15 protein-coding genes are annotated in these 15987 nt (G+C 73.3%); 1 reads left to right on the plus strand and 14 read right to left on the minus strand.

The genetic code is table 11. The features are described 5' to 3' along the window. Nucleotides 1–211: 211 nt before the first annotated feature. From AB0C38_RS26325 to AB0C38_RS26375, 11 genes are all read right to left on the minus strand, one after another. On the minus strand, nt 212–610 hold the full coding sequence (locus AB0C38_RS26325; RefSeq protein ID WP_360677970.1) for an ATP-binding protein: 399 nt from the start codon (nt 608–610) through the stop codon (nt 212–214). Between the two features lie 73 nt (nt 611–683). After that, complete coding sequence (locus AB0C38_RS26330) at nt 684–1331, minus strand: response regulator transcription factor (RefSeq protein ID WP_360677972.1); 648 nt, start codon at nt 1329–1331, stop codon at nt 684–686. A gap of 55 nt (nt 1332–1386) precedes the next feature. Further along, entirely contained in the window at nt 1387–1839 is a 453-nt protein-coding gene (locus tag AB0C38_RS26335; RefSeq protein ID WP_360677974.1) for a DUF6292 family protein, read from the minus strand. A gap of 64 nt (nt 1840–1903) precedes the next feature. Beyond that, on the minus strand, nt 1904–2602 hold the full coding sequence (locus AB0C38_RS26340; RefSeq protein WP_360677976.1) for an RraA family protein: 699 nt from the start codon (nt 2600–2602) through the stop codon (nt 1904–1906). A 9-nt stretch (nt 2603–2611) separates the two neighbouring features. Continuing rightward, nucleotides 2612–2941 carry a divalent-cation tolerance protein CutA gene (cutA, locus tag AB0C38_RS26345; RefSeq protein ID WP_360677978.1) on the minus strand — a complete coding sequence of 110 codons (330 nt, stop codon included), beginning with the start codon at nt 2939–2941 and terminating at the stop codon, nt 2612–2614. 9 nt (nt 2942–2950) lie between these two features. Beyond that, a complete protein-coding gene (locus AB0C38_RS26350; RefSeq protein ID WP_360677980.1) occupies nt 2951–4111 on the minus strand; it encodes an MFS transporter in 1161 nt (386 codons plus the stop codon). A 225-nt stretch (nt 4112–4336) separates the two neighbouring features. After that, on the minus strand, nt 4337–5887 hold the full coding sequence (locus AB0C38_RS26355) for an Hsp70 family protein (RefSeq protein WP_360677982.1): 1551 nt from the start codon (nt 5885–5887) through the stop codon (nt 4337–4339). A 5-nt stretch (nt 5888–5892) separates the two neighbouring features. Further along, on the minus strand, nt 5893–7113 hold the full coding sequence (locus AB0C38_RS26360; RefSeq protein ID WP_360677984.1) for a hypothetical protein: 1221 nt from the start codon (nt 7111–7113) through the stop codon (nt 5893–5895). Continuing rightward, nucleotides 7110–8585, minus strand: coding sequence for a dynamin family protein (locus tag AB0C38_RS26365; RefSeq protein WP_360677986.1), 1476 nt, complete (start codon nt 8583–8585; stop codon nt 7110–7112). The genes AB0C38_RS26360 and AB0C38_RS26365 overlap by 4 nt, the downstream gene beginning before the upstream one ends. Then, nucleotides 8582–10435 (minus strand): dynamin family protein, encoded by a 1854-nt coding sequence (locus AB0C38_RS26370; protein WP_360677988.1) that lies wholly within the window; start codon nt 10433–10435, stop codon nt 8582–8584. Before AB0C38_RS26370 ends, AB0C38_RS26365 begins: the two co-directional genes overlap by 4 nt. A gap of 35 nt (nt 10436–10470) precedes the next feature. After that, nucleotides 10471–11217, minus strand: coding sequence for a glycoprotein (locus tag AB0C38_RS26375; RefSeq protein ID WP_360677990.1), 747 nt, complete (start codon nt 11215–11217; stop codon nt 10471–10473). Between AB0C38_RS26375 and AB0C38_RS26380 the strand changes: the two genes are divergently transcribed. Then, on the plus strand, nt 11185–11967 hold the full coding sequence (locus AB0C38_RS26380; protein ID WP_360677993.1) for a hypothetical protein: 783 nt from the start codon (nt 11185–11187) through the stop codon (nt 11965–11967). The genes AB0C38_RS26375 and AB0C38_RS26380 overlap by 33 nt on opposite strands. Before the next feature lie 138 nt (nt 11968–12105). Here the strand turns inward: AB0C38_RS26380 and AB0C38_RS26385 are convergent, their stop codons facing one another. The 3 genes from AB0C38_RS26385 to AB0C38_RS26395 all read right to left on the minus strand — a co-directional run bounded on the left by AB0C38_RS26385 (nt 12106) and on the right by AB0C38_RS26395 (nt 15913). Next, entirely contained in the window at nt 12106–14670 is a 2565-nt protein-coding gene (locus tag AB0C38_RS26385; RefSeq protein ID WP_360677995.1) for an AAA family ATPase, read from the minus strand. 204 nt (nt 14671–14874) lie between these two features. Next, nucleotides 14875–15480 carry a hypothetical protein gene (locus tag AB0C38_RS26390; protein ID WP_360677997.1) on the minus strand — a complete coding sequence of 202 codons (606 nt, stop codon included), beginning with the start codon at nt 15478–15480 and terminating at the stop codon, nt 14875–14877. A gap of 4 nt (nt 15481–15484) precedes the next feature. Continuing rightward, entirely contained in the window at nt 15485–15913 is a 429-nt protein-coding gene (locus tag AB0C38_RS26395; RefSeq protein WP_360677999.1) for a hypothetical protein, read from the minus strand. Nucleotides 15914–15987 lie beyond the last annotated feature (74 nt).

Raw genomic sequence — 15987 nt, forward strand, 5'->3', positions numbered from 1 at the left:
CCCGAGTTGTACCGTACTTGGCCCAGCATCACGCTCCGGTCGTCTTGCACGCTCTCCCCCCGCCGCGGGACGGGCTCGGCGGGCCCGGGGCCCCGGCGGCGCTCGTCCGCCGGGCCCGCGGGCGGCGTGACGGTGGCGTGGTCCTCGCCCGGCCGGAGCTCGTCGTCCATGCGGCAACTCTGCCGGATGACCGCCCGGCCGGCACGGTGCGTCAGGCGGCGGGCTCGGCCGACGGCGCCGACAGCGCGCACCAGACCACCTTTCCCAGGCCGTGACGCGCGGTGCCCCAAGCCAGGGACAGACGCTCGACGAGGAGCAGGCCCCAGCCGCCGTCGGCGCCGGGCGGCCGCCGCTCGGGCGGGACCGGGTCGTCGTCGAAGACCTCGATGCGGAGGTGCCCGACGCCGACGCTCAACCGGAGGAGCGGCCGGCCGGCCCCGTGCTGCACGGCGTTGGTGGCGAGCTCGGTGACGATCAGCAGGGCGTCGTCGACGGCGGCGTCGCAGGACCAGGCCGTCAGGGTGAGCCGGGTGAACCGGCGCACGACGGCCAGGCCGCCCGCCAGGTCGGTCAGGCCGCACTCCGCGATGAGCGGCGCCCGGATGTCCACGGCGTCAAGCGTGCCGGGCGGTGTCCCCGCCGCACGAGATGCAAACCGGGACCCCGTGGCTGGTGCAGATGCATCAGCCGATCAGGCCCTCCCGGCGGGCGACGGCGACCGCTTCGAGCTTCGACCGCGCGCCGAGCTTCTCGAGCACCCGCTGCACGTGGTTGCGCGTGGTGTTGCGGGAGACGCCGAGCCGCTCCCCGATCTCTTCGGTGGTGGCGCCCTCCGCGAGCAGGTCGAGGGTTTCGCGCTCCCGCGCGGTCAGCTCGGCGCCGCGGGAGGGCAGCCGGCCGGTGAGCCGGTCGAAGATCTCGGGCAGCAGCTCCGCGTCGAAGACCACCCCGCCGGCGGCCACGTCGCGCACCGCGGCTTCCAGCACGCCGAGCTGCGACGACTTGAACAGCAGCCCGGCCCCACCGGCCTTCGCGATCTGCACGGCGACCGACGGGGGCGCGTCGCCGGTCAGCACCAGCACCCGCGCGCCGCCGGAGCCGAGCTCCGCGATGACGCCGAGCGCGTCGCCGTCGGCGAGGCGACGGTCCAGCACCACGACGTCCGGGGCGTGCTCGCGCGCGTCGGCGACGGCTTCCGCCCGGGACCGGGCGCGACCGACCACCGTGATCCCGTCGGCGCGGTCGAGAGCCAGCTGCAGCGCCTCCGCCACCATGTCGTGGTCTTCCACGAGCAGGACTCGGACGGGACGGGGCTCTTCGGGGCTGCTCACGGGGTTTCCCTCTGTGGACGGTCGCTGCCGGTCCATCCTAGGCGCCCGGCGCGCGTCACCACGTCGGCGAACTCGCCCGCAGCAGTCCTTCGGGCCCGGTGACCGGCAGCCGGTCGACGAGGTCTTCGTGGCGGCCGGCCTCCCGGAACACCGGCGGTCCGGACGCCCCGGCGACCGGCAGCCGGTCCACGAACCCCACGACGGCACGCGGCGGCGGCAGGATCTCGGCCCCGCCGAGGTAGGCGAGCACCTCCGGCGCGTCGCCGTCCGCGGGCTCGGCCACCGCCGACCAGCCGTGCACCTCGTCCCAGACCAGCGCCAGGTCGTGGCCCGGCCGGTCCGGGAGGCCGCGGTCGAGCGCGACGTAGCCGGAGGTGGGCACGTGGAGGTCGAGCGAACACGATTCGAACCCGACACCGACGGCGCGGGCGACCCGGGTGAGGTAGGCCCGCAGGCCGCGGGCGAAGTGGTATTCGATGTCCCGGCCGAAGCCGATCAGGGTGTTCATGGTTTGCCTCCCGCGCCCCCGCAGCGCCCGGATACCCCGTTCGGCGGAACATCACACTTCCGGGTTACTCCTCGATCGCGCCGCCGACGGCCCGCAGGTGCGCGCGGAACGTCAGGCCCGGGTCTGCTTCGCGCGCGGCGAGGAAGCCGGCGAAGCGGACCTGGTCCCGCAGCGGCTCGCCGGCCCGGATCCGCCCGGCCTGGCGGCGTTCGGTGTCACGGATGCCCTCGGCGAGCGTGAACAGCTCGTCCGCACGATCCAGCGGCAGGAAGACGACGCCGTCGTCGTCTCCGGCGACCAGGTCCGACGGCCCGATCCGCCAGGTGCCGACGATCGCTTCGGCGAGCCCGCCGTCGATGCGCGGGCCGAGGCTCAGCGGACCGGTGGGGATCGAACCGAGGCTGAACACCGGCAGGCCGATCGCGCGGATGTCGGCGGTGTCGCGGTGCAGGCCCCAGATCACGACGCCGGCGAGCCCGGCCGCGCGCGCTTCGAGGACGACGAGGTCGCCGACGCAGCTTTCGTCGAGGCGGCCGCCGTTGTCGACCACCAGCACCCCACCGGCGGTGGCGTGCTCGAAGGCCTCCAGGAAGACGTCGACGCTGCCGACGTGCCGGGCCGGGACCGCCGGACCGAGCACGCGGGTGCCGGGCACCACCGCGCGCGTCGTCGCCGGGGCGCAGCGCACCGGGAGGCCGGCGCGGATGCACGCGTCGGCGAGGTGGGCGGTGGTCAGCTGCTCGAAGCGCGTGCCGAGATCCATACCTCGAAGCTAACCACCGTTCTGGCTTTCGGTGGTCACCCAGGCCAGGTAACCCGCACTGCCGCCGACGATCGGCGTCGCGATCACCTCGGGCAGGTCGTAGCCGTGCAGCTGGGTGATCCGCTCGGTCAGCGCGGCCACCCGGCCGGCGGTCGTCTTGATCTCGACGCGCCATTCCTGGTCGGTCCGCACCTCGCCTTCCCAGCGGTAGACGCTGGTCACCGGCCCGACGATCTGCGCGCAGGCCCCCAGCCGCTCCTCGATCGCCTTCGCGGCCAGCTCCCGGGCCGCCGTCTCGGAGTCGGTCGTGGACGTCACGATCACGTGCTCTGCCACCATGTCGTGAGGTTACCGGCGCCGCAGCCGGTGCATCGCGACCGCGCCGAGCAGCGGCCCGGCCGCGAGCACGGGCACGGCGGCGCGCCAGCCGACGGCGTCCGCGACGAGCGGGAGCAGCTGGATGGTGGCCGCGCTGAGCAGGAAGCCGAGCGCCGTCATCGCGGTGAGCGCGGTGCCGAGGTACCGCGGATCCGCCGTCTCCGCGAGCGCGGCGGAGAACTGGCCGGAGTCGGCGATCACGGCGACGCCCCAGACCAGCAGCACCGGCAGCAGCAGGCCGGCCCCGGACGCCGGGTAGGACAGCAGCGCGCAGCCTCCGCTGACGAGCAGGGCGGCCATCGCGACGACCGCGCGGCCGCGGCGGTCCGACAGCGCACCGCCGAGCAGGCACCCGGCCGCGCCGCACAGGCCGATGACGACGAAGGGCGTCAGGCCGCCCGGGCCGCCGGTCGCGGTGAGGTAGGCCGGGAGCCACGCCCACAGCGCGTAGAGCTCCCACATGTGGCCGAAATAGCCGAGGCACACGAGCCGCTGCCGCCGGTCGGCCGCCATCGTCAGCAGGTACCGCGGCTGCCAGGGCGGCGACGGCGTGCGATCGGGGCCCGGCCGGACGAACGCGGCGGCGATCCCCGCGCCGAGCGTCGCCAGCAGGGCGGAGCTCACCAGGACGGCCCGCCAGGGCAACGGGTTCAGCAGGCTGGGCAAGGCCGAGCCGAGGGTGAGGGCCCCGAGCAGCACGCCGAGCGCGAAGCCGCGTCTGTGCGGAAACCAGGACACGACGACCTTCATCCCGACCGGGTAGACACCGGCGAGGGCGAAGCCGGTGAGGAACCGCAGCGGAGCGGCCGCGTGGGGGCACCACGGCAGGGCAGCGGTCGCGACGGCGGCGAGCAGAGCGCTACCGGCGATGAGTCTGTGCGGCGGCACGCGGTCGGCGAGGTTGAGCGCGGCGGAAACCACGGCCCCGGCGGCGAACCCGGCCTGGACGGTGACGGTCAGCAGGATCGAGTGTTCGCGCGAGAGTCCCCATTCCGCGCGCAGGGCCGGAACGACCGCGGAGGCGGAGAACCAGACGCTCATGGCGCACACCTGCACCGCGGCGAGCAGCACGAGCTGGCGGGTTCCGGTGGTGGGGTTGAGCTGCGCCGGGGCGAGCCGGGGAATGATCACGTGCACTACTTGCGGCTTTCGCGTCGCCGGGGTCAACGGCGGCGGCCCGGGCTTCACACCATGGGCTGGAAAACCTCTCACATCCTGGGCGCGCGGTGCGCCGGATCGACCCGCTCCGCCCCGACCCCTCGGCGAGCCGGGCCGGGTCGGCCCCCGAACCGCATGTACCGCCGACCCGGCCCTCGCCCGGCAGCCGGGCCCCGAACCCCGCCGGGAACTTCTCCCCTACGGCGTGGCCTTCGCGCTCGTCGTGGTCGTCGGCGTGGTGGTCGTCGTCGGGGTTGTCGTGCGCGTGGGCGATGTCGTCCTCGGCGGGGTCTTTCGGCGAGTCGTCGCCGCGGGGTTCGTGCGTGGGGCCGCCGCCGTCGTGTGTGTCGTCTCCGGGGCCTCCGGGGACGGCACCGTCACCAGCGTCGGCGTCTCGGTCGCCGAGCTCGTCGCCGGCGGGGTGCCGCCCGACGGACCTCCTCCCGAGTTGCTCACCGCCACCGCCACCCCGCCGATCGCCACCACCGCCACCGCGCACAGCCCCACCACCACCCCGCGGCGCGAAGCCCGCCGCCCCGGGGTTGCCTCGGACTTGACCCGGCCCAGCGCCGGGGGCGCCGCTCCCGCCCCGAACCCCGGGGTGGCCAGCTCCCGTGTCTCCTCGCGCGGGACCGGCGGCGGTACCGGCCGGATCGCCGGCTGCGAACGCGTCGCCTGGACCAGGCCCGACCGGCCGGACGCCAGCGCCGCGGCACCGAGCGCCACCCCGTACTTCGGGTGGATGTCGACCGCCGTCGGGCGGCCCAGCTCGGCCGAAACCAGCTGGGACACCAGCGGGATCCGCGACGAGCCGCCGACCAGCAGCACCGCCCCGAGGTCGGCCGGGCGGAGGTTCGCCGAGCGCAGGGCCCGGTGCAGTGACCCGATCGTCGCGGTGATCGACGGGCGGATCATCTCCTCGAACTCGCCGCGGGTCAGCCGCACCTCCGTCTGCACCGACGGCAGCAGCACCGGGACAGCCGTCTCGGTGTCGGCCGACAGGGCTTCCTTCGCCAGCACGCATTCCTGGCGCAGCCGCACGACCGCGGCCACCGCGCCCACGTCGTCCGGGTCGATCTGCGACAGCTTCCCGTCGAGCGCCCGGTCGACGTGCCCGAACACCGCTTCGTCGAAGTCGACGCCGCCGAGGCCCTCGATGCCCTCGGGCGAACCGAGGATCTCGAAGCCGCCGCCGCGCTTGCGCAGCACCGTCGCGTCGAACGTGCCGCCGCCGAGGTCGTACACCGCGACGACGGCACCGTCGTCCAACCTCTCTTGAGCGGCATAGTGCGCTGCCGCCGCCTCGGGCTCGGTGATCAGGCCGACGTGGTCGATCCCGGTCAGCCGCGGCACCTGCTCGAACAGCTCCCGCTTGTACGGGCCCCAGTTCGCCGGGTGCGTCAGCGTGATCCGGTCCGGCCGGCCGCCCTGCTGCCCGGCGACCGTCCGCACCACGTACCCGAGCAGGTGCGCCATCAGCGACGCCACCGAGTGCGGCGCCCCGCCGAGCAGCACCGGGGTCGGATCGCCCAGGCGCCGCTTGAACTCCCGCGCCACGCGGTCCGGCTCGACGGCCGCGCGCCGGCTAGCGGCGTCCCCGACCAGCACGCCGCCGTCGGCCCGCAGCAGCACCACCGACGGGATGGCCGCCGTGCGGTCGCCCAGCGACACCATCTCGACGTGGCCGGCGCTGTCGACGGCGGCCGCCGTGAAGGTCGTGCCGAGGTCGATGCCCAGTCCGTAGCCCATGTCAGTCAGCCTCCGCCGCCGGTGTGCGCGTGATCAAAAGTCGGGTGCTCGTCCGGAACCCGTTCCGGTTCCTCGTCCTGCGTTCGGTGTTCTTCGTGTGCTTCGTGCACCGGCGGACCGGGTGGTTCCGGTGGCGGCACGTCGTGCGGCTCGGGCGGCGGTTCGGCGGGGACGCCGTCCGGTTCGTGGTGCCGCGGCGGCTCGAACGGGTGCTCCCGCTCCGCCGGGTGCGGCCGGGTACCCGTGACCTCGCCGGCGTCGTGGTGCTCCGGCTCGGGCTCGGTCGCGAAACTGTGCTTGACGACCGGGTGCTCGGCGAGCGAGTTCGACGCCGCCAGCGTCGTCGTGGTCTCGACCGCGATCGGCTGCGGCACCGGCGTGTCCACTGTGGACGGCTGACGGCTGAACGTCACGACCGGCGCGGACGGCGTCCCGGGCAGCGACGGCGCCGGCGCGGTGACCTGCGCGGTCACCGTGGCGCCGCGGCCCTTGTCGGCGATCACCTCGGTCTGGTGGATGGTCGGCCCGGCCGGCTCGCCGAAGGGATCGTCAGCCCTGGCCTGCTGGTCCACCGTGACCCCGACCTCGATGCCGGGCGGCCCGGTCTCGGCTTCGTCGAGGATGACCGTCTCCTCCTGGAACACCTCGATGTCGCCGTGCCCCGGCGCGTCCGGGGTGAGCTCGTAGGTCAGCGAACCCTGGTGCTCCACGGTGATCGTGCCGTCCGGGTTCTCGTGGATGACGATGTCGGCGTCCTGGACGATGTCGATGTCCGTGTCGCCCGGCGTCCCGTCCCCGGGCACGACGATGTGCTGGTGGTCGGTGTACACCTCGTCCCGGCCGTTGTTGTGCACCACGAACCGCTCGGTCGCGTCGATGATGAAGTTTCCGAACTCGTCTTCGCGGACTTCGATCTGCTCGAACTCCTCGACGGTGGGCAGCTCCTTCAGCGGCAGGCCGTCGGTCGTCTCCGGGTGCCAGACCGTGCCGGTCTGCGCTTCGACGTGGCCGTCCTCGCCCCGGGTGACGGTGCTGGTCTCGACCTGGGGCACGTACTCGTGGGCGGGGACGTCGTGCGGGGTCGCCGCGGCGGCCGGCTCCGGCTGCGGCGGGGGCGCCGACGCGCCGGGCGAACCGGGCGTGAGCGCGTTGCCGGCCACCTCCGACACGACGGCGCCGGCCGCGGCCGCTGCCGTCCGCTTGATCTTCCTCGGCAGTTCGTTCACGACAGGACCTCCGCCCGGGCTTCGCTGAGCAGGATTCCTTCGCAGGTGCGCACCAGCACGCGGGCCGCTTCGCGGACGTCTCGCGGGGACGCGGGGTGCTCGGCGCGCCGCTGCCACCTCAGCAGCTGCGCGCCGAGCGCCTGCCGGACCGCGGCGCGGCCCGCGTCCCCCGGCAGGTCCAGCCGGCTCGGCACGTCCACCCCGGCCGCGCCGAGCAGCCGTTCCGCGTCGCGGGCCTCGTCCTTGGTGAAGAGCACGACGCCGAGCCGGATCGAGTCGATCAGCTGGATCTCGGCGAACTCGTGCGCCCCGGCGACGATCCGCTCCCATTCGTGCAGCAGCCCGCCGGTGCGGTCCGGGTAGGCCCGCAGCACCAGCTCCACCGCCTGCAGCGCCGAGCGTGCCTTGAGCACGTCGGCCCGGGCGGCGAACTGGGTGGTCAGCAGGGACCGCAGCCGGTGCAGGCCGCTGCGGGCCAGCAGCTCGCCCGACAGCGCCCGCGCGCCGGTCACCAGGCCGCCGCGGGTCAGCTCGACCGCCAGCCGGACGCCGAACAGGCCGTAGCGGGCCAGCAGCTCGGCGCGCTCGGCCGCCGGGACGTCCACTTCGGACTCCCCGCGGGCGAGCCGGTCGGCCGATGTCAGCAGCCGCGCCACCTCCGCCTCCGGGGCGGCGGCCAGCAGCCGGAACGCGCGGTACTCGGACTCCTTCAGCGTCGCGGCGGAGCTGGCCAGCAGGCCGGCCACCGGAACGACGGTCTGGCAGAGCCCGCGGACGCGGGAGTCGCGGGCGTAGCGCTCGGCGATCTTCGCCGCCGAGTCGAGCGCGTCCACGCGGGCGTGGCCGACCTCGTCGGCCCGGGACAGCACGCCGATCGTGTTCACCGGGCGCCGCTGCGCCGGGTCGTCGTGGAAGGCGTCGAGGAACCGGACGTCGTCGCCGTGGACGTGGCGCATCAGGTACACCACGGCGTCCGCGGTGCCGACGCCGTCGCCCTCGGGGACCAGCGCCGCCTCCGTGCGTCCGGACACCTCCGAGCGCACCGAACCGAGCCCGGGCGTGTCGATCAGCGTCAGCACGCGCAGCGCGGGCGACGGCCAGTCGACGACGAGCCGGTCGACGTCGCCGGGCGCCATGCCGAGCTCGAGGCCGAGCGTGCCGGACAGGCGGCCGAACGGCAGCTGGCGCGGCATCCCGCGGACCGGGTGCAGCATGATCCGGTAGGTCGGGCCGTTGCGGTACCAGGTGACGACACGCGTGCACTCCCCCGCGTCCGTCGCCGCCAGCTCCTGGCCGACGAGCGCGTTGAGCAGCGTGGACTTGCCGGCCTTGACGCGGCCGGCGATGGCGACGCGCAGCGGTTCGGCGAGCCGGCCGGCGATCTGGCGCAGCTGCGGCTCGGCCGGCGTGCCGGCGTACCCGGCGCACGCGCGGGCGACGAACCCGCGGACCTGGACGTAGAGCGGGGTCATCGCGTCACCGCCGGGACGGACGCGGGCACGGCTTTGGAGGCGCTGCGCAGGGTGAGTTCGTCGGCGCGGCGGCCCAGCACTTCGAGGGCTTCGATGTCGGCCTCCAGGCGCTTCAGTTCGCCCGTCTCGGCGTCGTCCTCGACGACCGCCTTCTTCGCGCTCGCCAGCGCCTCGGTGAGGGACCGCTGCAGTTCCTCGACGCGCGCGCTGTAGGCGTCGCGGAGCTCTCTTTGGACGATCCGCATCGCGTCGCGGGAGTCCTTGCCGACCTGGAGGTTGAACTCGTCGACGAACCGGCGCACGGCGGTCTTGGCCAGGCCGCGGCGCTTTTCCAGCTGCCGCTTGCGCTCGTCCATGAAGCCGGAGCGGCCCATCAGCAGGCCGGCCGCGACCCCGAACGGCGTGGGGATGGCCAGCGCGGCCATCTTCGTCAGCATGGAGAACATCAGGAAGCCGCTGTAGGCCTTCTGGAACGCGGCCATCCCGGTGGTGCCGCGGGTCTTGACGCCGGTGAACGACGAGTCGATGTCGATCTCCTCGACGACCTGGACCGGCGCCTGGACCTCGCGCGGCAGCACGGCCTGGGACTCGGCGAGCTCGAAGTGCTCGGCGACGCGGGACGCGATGACTCGGGCCTGCTTGATGAAGGTCCCGTAGTTCTCGAGCGTCTCGTTCGCGAGGCGCTGGCGCAGCCACTTCTCGAACTCGGCCCAGTTCTTGGCGGGGTCGCCGTCTTCGATGGCCTCTTCGGCCTCGTGCAGCACACCGCGGGAGCGGGCGCGCAGGTCGTAGTCCACATCGGACGAAATGTCGGCGAAGCCGTCGAAGAGCAGCTGCTGCCACTTCGCGGACTGGCTGCGCAGCGCGTCGACGCGGTCGTTGACCCGGGTCAGTTCCGCGACGAGCGCGGCGGACTGCTCGGGGTGGGCAAGCGAGGTACGGCGGGCGCGCAGGGCCGCGTTGAGCTGGCCGACCGCGGACCCGACGTGCAGGCCGACGGCGTTGAGCGCCGAGCGCTCGGCGTCGCCGACCACGCCCTGCAGGCGCTTGACCAGCTGCGGGAAGCCGGATTCGACGTTCATCTCCTGGTCGGCCGAGCGCGCCGCGACGGTGCGCAGCTCCGAGGAGACGGCGACGGTGTCGATGGCGATCCCGCACGCTTCGAGGTGGCCGGCGTTGAGCTCGAGGATGCGACGCCACTGCGGGTAGAGGTCGATCTTGGTGAGGACGAAGAAGACGCTCGGGCACAGGTCCTTGACGGTGCGCAGGAACCGCAGCTCGGCCGCGGTGAGCTCCTGGGAGGCGTCGGACAGGAAGAGGACGGAGTGTGCCCGCGGCAGCGAGCTGACCGTGACGGCGTTGTGCAGTGAGCCGAGGCCGCCGACGCCGGGGGTGTCGACCAGCACCAGCCCGCCGGAGAGCAGCTGACGGCTGATCGACGCGGTGACGGACTTGAGCTTGCGGACGTTGCCCGGGTTCCCGGCTTCGCTGACGTGGGTCGGCAGGTCTTCGAGGGAGATCCGCTCGGTCCACGGCGGCGACGACGGATCGGCCGGCTCGTAGGTCGCCAGAGCCCCGGACTCCGGCGCGAACCGGACGACCGTCGGCACCGCGGTCGCGATGTCGTCGTCGACCGGGCAGATCTTCGCGGTCAGCAGGGCGTTGATGAGCGAGCTCTTGCCCTGCTTGAACTCCCCGACGACGTAGACGGTGACGTCGGGCTCGGACAGCAGGCGCCGGGCGTCGGTGAGACGCTGGACGAGATCGTCCCGCCCGTAGGCCTTCGCCCCCTTGACGGCGAGGTCGAGGGTGTCGAGGGCGATGTGCCCCCCGCCGCTCGGCTCCTGCATGACCGCTCCTCGTGCTTGCTCAGTTGCTTACCGGCTCAGTAGAGGTCGACGTCGTGGTGGCCGTGCTCGGCGTGGTGGTCGTGGTGGTGCTCCCCGCCGTGGTGGTGCTCGTGCTCGTGGCGCTCGTTGCCGTGGTGCTCGGTGGACGCCTGCTCGTTGAACTGGTTTCCGCCGTGGTGGCCGCTCGAGCCCTGTTCGTTCTGGAAGATGTTGCCGTGGCCGCCCGTGGAGGCCTGCTCGTTGAACTGGTTGCCACCGCCGGAGCCTTGCTCGTTCTGGAAGATGTTGCCGTGGCCGCCGGTCGAGGCCTGCTCGTTGAACTGGTTGCCACCGAGGCCGCCCGAACCCTGCTGGTTCTGGAAGATGTCTCCCACGCCGCCGCCGGTCGAGGCCTGCTCGTTGAACTGGTTCCCACCGTGGCCGCCCGAACCCTGCTCGTTCTGGAAGATGCTGCCGCTGCCGCCCGTGGAGGCCTGCTCGTTGAACTGGTTCCCACCGTGGCCGCCCGAACCCTGCTCGTTCTGGAAGATGCTCCCGCTGCCGCCGCCGGTCGATGCCTGCTCGTTGAACTGGTTGCCCCCGTGGCCACCGGAACCCTGCTGGTTCTGGAAGATGTCGCCGCGGCCACCGCCCGTGGAAGCCTGCTCGTTGAACTGATTCCCGCTGCCGCCGCCCGAACCCTGCTCGTTCTGGAAGATGCTCCCGCTGCCGCCGCCGGTCGAGGCCTGCTCGTTGAACTGGTTGCCCCCGTGACCGCCCGAACCCTGCTCGTTCTGGAACACGTCACCGTGGTGGCCGGCCGAGGCCTGCTCGTTGAACTGGTTGCCGCCGCGCCCGGAACCTTGCTCGTTCTGGAAGATGTCCCCGCGGCCGCCGCCCGTGGAAGCCTGCTCGTTGAACTGATTCCCACCGCCACCGCCGGAACCCTGCTGGTTCTGGAAGATGTCCCCACCGCCACCGCCAGTGGAGGCCTGCTCGTTGAACTGGTTCCCACCGTGGCCGCCCGAACCCTGCTCGTTCTGGAAGATGTCTCCCACGCCGCCGCCGGTCGAGGCCTGCTCGTTGAACTGGTTGCCACCGTGCCCACCGGAACCCTGCTGGTTCTGGAAAATGTCCCCACCGCCACCACCGGTCGAGGCCTGCTCGTTGAACTGGTTCCCACCGCCGCCCGAACCCTGCTCGTTCTGGAAGATGCTCCCGCTGCCGCCACCAGTGGAAGCCTGCTCGTTGAACTGATTCCCACCGCCACCGCCGGAACCCTGCTGGTTCTGGAAAATGTCCCCGCGGCCACCGCCAGTGGAAGCCTGCTCGTTGAACTGGTTCCCGCCGCCGCCCGAGCCCTGCTCGTTCTGGAAAATGTCCCCACCGCCCCCACCCGTCGAAGCCTGCTCGTTGAACTGATTCCCCCCGGAACCACCCGAACCCTGCTCGTTCTGGAAAATGCTCCCCGACCCCCCGGTCGAAGCCTGCTCGTTGAACTGGTCCCCGCCCCGGCCGGAACCCTGCTCGTTCTGGAAAACGTCGCCCGATGAAGTCGTCATCCTGTGCACTCCTGACATTCGGATCGGTGAAGCCCGTGCCCCTCCGTTGTCATCCAGTCTTGGGCCGGCGGGCGCCCGGGTCATGAGTAGCGGCTACTCGGCTTCCTCACGACCACGGCCGCGGACTACCTATGGACCGTCGCCGGGACTACTCCCCGAGACGAGCGGCCCTACCACCGAGGCCAGCTCGCGCCGCCCGGAAATACCCAGCTTCGCGTAAACGCCGTGCAGCACGTTGTCGACCGTGCGGACCGAAACCACGAGCCGGTCCGCTACCGCGCGGCTCGTCAAGCCCGTCGCCACCAGGCGGGCGATCTCCAGTTCCCGGACCGTCAAGTCCAACGGCGTGTCCAGCGAGGAAAGAGCCGGCGTCGCGGCGTCCTCACAGGACGCCAGCCACGCCCGGGCCCGCTGGGCCGACATCGCCGCGCTGCCGTTCTTGCCCTCCGCGCGGTACTCCCGCGCCGCCTGGGCCGAGGCCTCCGCGGCGAGGAGCCGGGCCCCCGCGTCGGCGAACGAAGCAGCCACCGCGTCCAACGCGGAAGCGTCCGACAGGGCCCGCGCGTGCGCCGAATACAACGCCGCCATCCCGCCCGCAGAGGGGATCTCGCCCGGCTTGCCGCCCAGCCGGAGCACGTCGTGGCGGATCTCGGCGGCGATCGCGAGCCTGCCGTCTTCCGACGCTGCCAAGGCTGCGGAAACACCCAGCTCCCAAGCCCGGGACAGCTCGCCCCGGGCCGCCGCGACCCACGCGCCGTCCCAGTCGCCTAGGGGCTCGGTCACCCGTCCGCTCATCGCCATCGCCCGGACCAGCGCCGCGGCGACGGCGGGGCGGAACTCGTACGGCTGATCGTGCGCGTCCGCGGCCAGGGCCTCCCGCAGCCAGCGGATCGCGCCGCGAACGTTGCCGTAGGCGAGCGCGACCGTCCCGAGCGACGCCGCCGCGCCCGCCACCGCCGGGCCCCACCGGTCCCGGACGGCGTCCCGGTAGCCGTCGCCCGCCCGGTCTTCGGCCTCCTCGAGCCGTCCCGCCCGGCACAGCGCGACGATCCGGGCGTGCTCCAGCCGGACCCTCGCCCCGGGCGCGGACGCGTCCGCGATCCGTTCCGCGATGGCCAGGCCCTCGTCGACGACGCCGAGGCACGCCTCCGTCCGCCCCGTGGAAGCCAGCGCCCCCGCCGCGACCACCAGCGCCGCGAGCCGGAGCGCGTCGCCACGCCGGTTGCGGTCCAGCACCGGCCCGAGCAGGTCCAGCGCCTCGCGGGACGCACCCGCCGCCGCCCGCAGCGCCGCCCGGGCCGTCACGAGCTCGTCCAGGGTTCCGGACAACGCCGTCTCCGCGGTGTCCAGCACCGCGGCGGCCTCCTCGAAGCGGTTCAGGCCGAACGCCAGGTTCCGGGCGCGGGTCGCGGCGACGCGGGCGTGCTGCGCGTCCGACACCGTTTCGCCCGCGAGCTCGGCGAGCAGTGAGTCGGCGTCGGCGTGCCGGCCGCCGGCGACCCGGACCTGGGCGAGCAGGAACTTCGCGCCGAAGCCGCCGCCCATCCGGGCGGCTTCGGCCGCCAGCTGCTCGGCCTGCGGGAAGTCCTTGCGCAGCAACGTCTCCGCCGCCGCGCGGACCAGCTGCGGGTCGGTCGGCAGCCCGGCGGCCAGCCGCCACCGCACCAGCCGCGGCTTGTCCTCGGCGCGCCGCGCGCCGGTGAGGTCCAGGGTCTGCGCGAGGATCCGGTAGGTGTCGCGCTGGCGCAGCGGCGACGTCCGGCGCCGGATCACGTCGGCGTAGAGCGGGTGCGCCAGCCGGACGTTCAGCCGCCGCCCGGTCCGTTCCGACACCACCAGCCCGGCCTGCTCGGCCCAGGCGAGAACGCGCGCGGCGCCGAGGCGCACCAGCGGTTCGCTGCCCAGCGGCTCCCCGAAGGCGAGCAGTTCCAGCAGCCGCCGTTCGTCGGCGTCGACCCGGTCGACGCGGGTTTCGATCAGCTCGACCAGCCGCGGGGTCGCGATGAGAGCGCCGCTCCACCGCCACACGCCGTCCTCGGCCGAGAGCGAGCCGCTGTCGAGGCCGCCTTGCAGGAGCTCGCGCAGGAACAGCGGGTTGCCCAGCGTCAGGTGCCAGAGCCGGTCCTCCGCGCCGTCGTCGAGCCGCCCGCCCAGCACCGCGGTGATCAGCTCGGTGGTCTGCGGCCGGGTCAGCTCGCCGACGTCCAGCCGCTCGGCGACGCGGTCCTTCCACATGGAGAACACCGGCCCGGGCACGCTCACGCCGTGCGGCGCGATCACGATCACGAACGCCGACGCGGTCGCGGCCAGCTGGTGCACCAGGGTCGCGGACAGGTCGTCGAGCAGGTGCGCGTCGTCGACGCAGAGCACCAGCCGGCGCCCCTCCGCGCCGCGGGTGAGGTGGCCGGCGACCTGGTTGAGCCGGTGCGCGCGGTCCCCCGTGCCGTCCGCGCTGCCGGGCAGGAGGTGCGCGAACGCGCCGAACGGAATCGTCGAGGCCGAAGACATCGCGCGCACCCAGTGCGTGCGCGCCCCGCCGCCGGCCAGCTCGGCCAGCAGCACCTTGGCCAGGCGGGTCTTGCCGGCACCGGCGCGCCCGGTCAGCAGCAGCCCGCACACCTCGGGATCGCCCAGTGCCCGGCGCGCGAACGCCAGCTCTTGTTCGCGGCCGACCAGCGGCCAGTCGTTCGCCACACCCACTGCCTCCCCAACCCCTCACGGACCTTCCGGCGCCCGCGCACACTCGTTGCCCGGATAATGACTACGCACGCTCCGGCGAAGTACCGAATCCGCGCGGCGATTTGGCATAAATCGACGAACGGTGCCACAAATGCGACACAACGGACACTCGATCTCCGATTCCGTGAACATTTTCCGATCATTCCCAGGAATCCGTGATCAATGGCTTCCCGGTGATTCTTTTTCGTGGGCGACCATCATTCCTACGACGCGCGGCAGCACCACCGCGTTCCAGCCGGCCATGGCGGCGACCAGCTCCGGCTCCGGCCCGCCCGTCCACACGCGCACCTGACCGGCGCGCAGGTCGGTGCCGAGCACGCCGGCCCACGGCACCTTCGGCGCGAACCACCGGCAGCGGCGCAGTCCGCCGGCGTCCGCGGCGATCCGCGGGTGTCCGCCACCGCCGAACCGGGCGGTGGCACCGGCCGTGATGGCGTCGACGGCGGCGCGCGCGATCCGCGGGCAGGCCGCCGCTTCGACCAGCTCGACCAGCCGCCGCCACGTCTCGCGCGCGTCGTCGAGCTCGCTGCCGCGGCGGAAGGCGTCGAACACGAAGCGGCTCCGCACCGGGCCGCGGGCCAGGCCCAGCGCGTAGCTGGCCTGGTGCGGCCGGGCCGCCGCGTGGTAGGCGACCCGGTCCACCTCGGCCAGCCGGAAGACCCGGTCACCGATCACGATCACGCCGGCCGCCGCGGCGAGCGTGCGCCCGCCGCTCGAGACCCGGACCTCACCGGAGCCGGTGAACGAGAACTTCCCGCCCGCCATCGGGCTACTTGCCGGTCTTCGCCAGGCAGAGCACGACGCCGGTCTCGCCCTCCTTGCCCTCCCAGAACACCTGGTCGGCGTCCGGGTACGGGGTGCACGCGCTGATCCGCGCCTCGGTCTGCGTCTTGTCCTCGACGCGCGCGACGACCTTCAGGGTCGCTTCGGGCGCCCCGCAGTCGACGATCTTCACGTAGTTCTCGCCGCTTTCGGTGACGCAGTTTCCGGTCTGCGCGTTCTCGCCGTTGGACCGGGTGGCCACCCAGACCAGCGCGAGGATCGCGGCGACGACGACCAGGAACACGGTGAGCACGATCTTCTGCCGCTTCTTCGGCTTCTTCGGCGCGGCGGGCGGCTGGGCCGGGCCGGGCATGCCGGCCTGCGGCGGCACGGGTCCGGCCGGGTCCGGGTACTGGGGTCCTCCCGAGTGGGTCATGACGTTTCCTCCCTCGATGTCCACCTGTCGCCTTCTAGGCGTTCCACTCGCGTTCCACGACGTTCCACCGGAGT

This window comes from Amycolatopsis sp. NPDC048633 (genome assembly GCF_040650695.1).
Taxonomy (GTDB): domain Bacteria; phylum Actinomycetota; class Actinomycetes; order Mycobacteriales; family Pseudonocardiaceae; genus Amycolatopsis.

Coding starts and splice junctions, on each gene's coding strand:
- AB0C38_RS26335 (WP_360677974.1), bottom strand. CDS start 1,839: ATGAACACCCTGATCGGCTTCGGCCGGGACATCGAATACCACTTCGCC.
- AB0C38_RS26340 (WP_360677976.1), bottom strand. CDS start 2,602: ATGGATCTCGGCACGCGCTTCGAGCAGCTGACCACCGCCCACCTCGCC.
- cutA (WP_360677978.1), bottom strand. CDS start 2,941: ATGGTGGCAGAGCACGTGATCGTGACGTCCACGACCGACTCCGAGACG.
- AB0C38_RS26355 (WP_360677982.1), bottom strand. CDS start 5,887: ATGGGCTACGGACTGGGCATCGACCTCGGCACGACCTTCACGGCGGCC.
- AB0C38_RS26365 (WP_360677986.1), bottom strand. CDS start 8,585: ATGACCCCGCTCTACGTCCAGGTCCGCGGGTTCGTCGCCCGCGCGTGC.
- AB0C38_RS26370 (WP_360677988.1), bottom strand. CDS start 10,435: ATGCAGGAGCCGAGCGGCGGGGGGCACATCGCCCTCGACACCCTCGAC.
- AB0C38_RS26390 (WP_360677997.1), bottom strand. CDS start 15,480: ATGGCGGGCGGGAAGTTCTCGTTCACCGGCTCCGGTGAGGTCCGGGTC.
- AB0C38_RS26395 (WP_360677999.1), bottom strand. CDS start 15,913: ATGACCCACTCGGGAGGACCCCAGTACCCGGACCCGGCCGGACCCGTG.